This window comes from Streptomyces sp. DH10 (genome assembly GCF_029813805.1).
Lineage (GTDB): Bacteria > Actinomycetota > Actinomycetes > Streptomycetales > Streptomycetaceae > Streptomyces > Streptomyces coeruleofuscus.
In genome coordinates this window covers 1-4088 of sequence record NZ_JARVKU010000054.1, presented here as the reverse complement: position 1 = coordinate 4088, position 4088 = coordinate 1, and the positions used below count along the sequence as shown (strand labels likewise).

The window sequence follows — 4088 nt, the reverse complement described above, 5'->3', positions numbered from 1 at the left end:
GCCTTCGCCATCCTCGCCCTCGCCCTGGTCGCCCTCGTGCGCTGGATCGGCTCCGGACGCCAGAACTCCCTGCTCTCCGTCGAGAACACAGCAGGCATCGCCGCACCCGGAAGCGAAACCGTATGACCGCCGCCGCCACTCAGCCGCACCTGCTGCTGCCCCCCACCTGTGCTTTGCGCCGGCACGGGCCGCGCTACCGCTGACAGCGCCGTCGGCCGGGCCCCTGAGTGGGTGCCCGGCCGGGTTCCCCCCGAAAACTTTCCCGCAGGAGACCCGCAATGAAGACGATCCCGTACTGGATAGAAACCGCCGGGGGGTTCCCCGACCGGTCGGGCAAGCCCCTGACCGAGGACACCGACCTGGTGGTCGTCGGCGCCGGCCTGACGGGTCTGTCCACCGCCCTGCACGCCGCCCGCAAGGGCGCCCGTGTCACCCTCGTCGAGAAGGGCCAGATCGGTTCCGGGGCCTCGGCGCGCAACGGCGGCATGGCGAACCTGGGCTTCACCATCGGCGTGAGCCAGGCCATCCGCCGGTACGGGCTGGAGCGGGCCCGCGAGATCTACAACTCCTACGGCGAGGCCGTGGACACCGTCGAGCGGCTCGTGAACGAGGAGTCCATCGACTGCCAGTTCAGCCGCGTCGGACGCCTGGGCGTCGCGTCCCGCCCCGCGCACTTCGAGAGCAAGAAGGCCCAGCAGCGCGACCTGGCCAAGTACTTCGGCCACGAGACCACACTGGTCAGCAAGTCCGAGCTGCGTTCCGAGATCGGATCAGACGCCTACCACGGCGGCCTGCTCGACCCGCTCAGCGCGGCACTGCACGTGGGCCGCTTCGTGCGTGGCATGGCCGAGGCGTGCGAGCGCACCGGTGTCGAGATCCACGAGCGCAACGCGGCCATCGGCGTGCGGCGGACCGCCGCCGGCCGTTACGAGGTCAGCACCGAGCGCGGTGTGATCCGCGCCGGGCAGGTCATGATGGCCACCGACGCCTACACCGACAAGAACTTCCCGTGGCTGCGCCGCCAGCAGGTCTGCCTGGGCAGCTTCATCATCGTGACCGAGCCGCTCGGCGAGCAGCTCGCCCGGGACATCATCCCGAAGGCCCGCCTCATCGTCGACTCCAACCAGGTCTGCCACTACTTCCGGCTCACCCCGGACAACCGTCTGCTGTTCGGCGGTCGCGCCCGCTTCGCACCGTCCGACCCCACCTCGGACAAGAAGAGCGGAGCGGTCCTGTTCCGTGAGATGTGCGAGATCTTCCCCCAACTCGCCCGGACGAAGGTCGAGTACGTGTGGGGCGGTTCCGTCGGCTTCGCGATGGACCGCATCGTGCACGCCGGGCAGACCGAGGACGGCGTGTACTACTCCATGGGGTACGCGGGCCACGGCGTGCAGATGGCCACACACATGGGGCAGGTCATGGCCGAGGTGATGGACGGCCACCCCGAGGTCAGCCCGGTTCGCGACCTGGCACCGCCCCGCATCCCCCTCTACAACGGCACCGCCTGGTTCCTGCCCTTCGCGGGCGCCTACTACAAGACGCTGGACCGCATCCGCTGACCGTGCGGCAGCGCACCTCTACGCATACAAGGAGACCTCGAGATGACTGTCGTCCACGATGTTCCCAAGCAGCTTTTCATCGGCGGCGGTTGGCAGGACGCGGAGTCCGGCCGGACCCTGTCGGTCGACAACCCGGCCACCGGTGAGGAGCTGTGCCGGGTCGCCGACGCTTCCCCGGCCGACGGCCGGCGTGCCGTCGAGGCGGCGGTCGCCGCGCAGGCGGCCTGGGCCGCCACCCCGCCCCGTGTCCGCAGCGAGATCCTGCGCCGCGCCTACGACATCATCATCGCGCGTACCGAGGACCTCGCGCTGCTGATGACGCTGGAGATGGGCAAGCCCCTGGCAGAGGCGCGTGCCGAGGTCGCCTACGGTGCCGAGTTCTTCCGCTGGTTCTCCGAGGAAGCCGTCCGCATCGACGGCGGCATGATGACCGCCCCGGACGGCAAGAACCGCCTCCTGGTCACCCGCCAGCCGGTCGGCCCCTGCCTGCTCATCACCCCGTGGAACTTCCCCCTGGCCATGGGCACCCGCAAGATCGGCCCCGCCATCGCCGCCGGCTGCACCATCGTCCTCAAACCCGCCCCCCAGACCCCCCTGACCAGCCTCGCCCTCGCCGCGATCCTGAAGGAAGCCGGTCTGCCCGACGGCGTCCTCAACATCGTCGTCACCACCGACGCCGCCGGTGTCGTCGAGCCGCTGCTGCGCGGCGGGCAGATCCGCAAGCTCTCCTTCACCGGCTCCACCCAGGTCGGCCGGATCCTGCTGGCCCAGTGCGCCGACACCGTCATCCGCACCTCCATGGAACTGGGCGGCAACGCCCCCCTCATCGTCTTCGACGACGCCGACCTCGACGTCGCCGTCGAAGGCACGATGGTCGCCAAGATGCGCAACATGGGCGAGTCCTGCTGCGCCGCCAACCGCATCTACGTCCACACCTCCGTCGCCGAGGAGTTCGCCACCCGCCTCGCCGCCCGCATGGCCGCCCTGAAGGTCGGCGACGGCACCGAACCCGGCACCGACGTCGGCCCCCTCATCGACATCGCCGGCCGCAGCAAGGCCCACGACGTCGTCCGCGACGCGGTCAAGCGCGGAGCCACGATCCTGACCGGCGGCGAACTCCCCGAAGGGCCCGGCTGCTTCTACCCGCCCACCGTGCTCACCGGCGTCTCCGCCGACGCCGCCATCATCGACACCGAGGTCTTCGGGCCGGTCGCCGCCCTCCTCACCTTCGACGACGAGGACGAGGCCATCGCCGCCGCCAACGACACCGAATTCGGCCTCGCCGCCTACCTGTTCACCCAGAACCTCGATCGCGCCCTGCGCGTCGCCGAACGCCTCGAAAGCGGCATGATCGGCCTCAACACCGGACTGGTCTCCAACCCCGCCGCCCCCTTCGGCGGCGTCAAGCAGTCCGGACTGGGCCGCGAAGGCGGACGTGTCGGCATCGACGAGTTCCTGGAGTACAAGTACATCGCAGTCCCTGTCGGAGGCTGACATGCCCGACCGACTCGTCGTCCTCTACCGGGGCAACCGGCCACCCGCCACCGGGCTCATCGAACGCCTCGCGGACACCGTCTACGCCACCGAGGAGGAGCTGCCCTACCTCCTCCCCGGTGCCGACGCCCTCCTGGCCTGGGTCACCATCACCCCGGCCATCCGCGAGGCCTGGCCCGACAACCCCGAGAAGGCACCTCGCTGGGTGCACGCGTCCTCCGCGGGCGTGGACTCCCTGCTCTTCCCCGCCCTGGTGGACGACCCGGGCGTTGTCCTGACCAACGCCCGCGGGGTCTACGACCGGCCGACCGCCGAGTACGTCCTCGGCCTGATCCTCGCCCTCGCCAAGGACTTCCCCGGCACCTGGGAGCACCAGCGGCGCCGCGAGTGGCGTCCGCGCCCCAGTGACGGCATCACCGGACGCACGGTGCTGATCTGGGGCACTGGGCCCATCGGCCGGGCCATCGCCCGGCTGCTGCGTGCCACCGGGATGCGGGTCTGCGGCGCCGGCCGCAAGGCCCGCACGGACGACCCGGACTTCGGCACGGTCCACGGTGCGACGACCTTGCCCGCCGCCCTGACGGAGGCGGACTACGTCGTCCTGGCCGCGCCCCTGACGAAGGACACCCGGGGCATGGTCGACGCCTCCGTGCTGGCGGCCATGAAGCCGGGGGCCCGGCTGATCAACGTCGGCCGGGGCGGACTCGTCGACGAGGAGGCGCTCATCGACCACCTCGCCGCCGGCCGGCTGGCCGGTGCCGCCCTGGACGTCTTCGGCCAGGAGCCGCTGCCGGCCCGGTCGCCGCTGTGGGACATGCCCGGCGTCATGATCTCCCCGCACACGGCGGGCGAGACCACCAGCGAGCGGGAGGCGCTCGTCGAGGTGTTCCTCGACAACCTCACCCGGCACGTCGAAGGCCGCCCTCTGCGCAACGTCGTGGACAAGCGGCGGGGCTATGTGGTCGACGAGACGCGTCCCGTCTGAAGGACCTGTCCGAAGGGCGAGCAGCAGGCGCCCCGGCCCGTGGACTCCAC

The 4088-nt window shown here is 70.9% G+C and carries 3 protein-coding genes; all 3 read left to right on the top strand.

Annotated features, from left to right (window positions below):
- Positions 1 to 278 precede the first annotated feature (278 nt).
- Genes QC385_RS43815 through QC385_RS43805 form a run of 3 tightly spaced genes read left to right on the top strand, consistent with a single transcriptional unit; the run spans position 279 to position 4038 of the window.
- The gene (locus QC385_RS43815; protein WP_279546994.1) at positions 279 to 1559 is read left to right on the top strand and encodes an NAD(P)/FAD-dependent oxidoreductase; all 1281 of its coding nucleotides are present in this window, start codon (positions 279 to 281) and stop codon (positions 1557 to 1559) included.
- A gap of 42 nt (positions 1560 to 1601) precedes the next feature.
- Positions 1602 to 3053: an NAD-dependent succinate-semialdehyde dehydrogenase gene (locus tag QC385_RS43810; RefSeq protein ID WP_279546993.1), complete on the top strand. Its 1452-nt coding sequence runs from the start codon at positions 1602 to 1604 to the stop codon at positions 3051 to 3053.
- 1 nt (position 3054) lies between these two features.
- Positions 3055 to 4038, top strand: a complete 984-nt coding sequence (locus tag QC385_RS43805) for a D-2-hydroxyacid dehydrogenase (protein ID WP_279546992.1) — start codon at positions 3055 to 3057, stop codon at positions 4036 to 4038.
- The last annotated feature ends 50 nt before the right edge of the window (positions 4039 to 4088 follow it).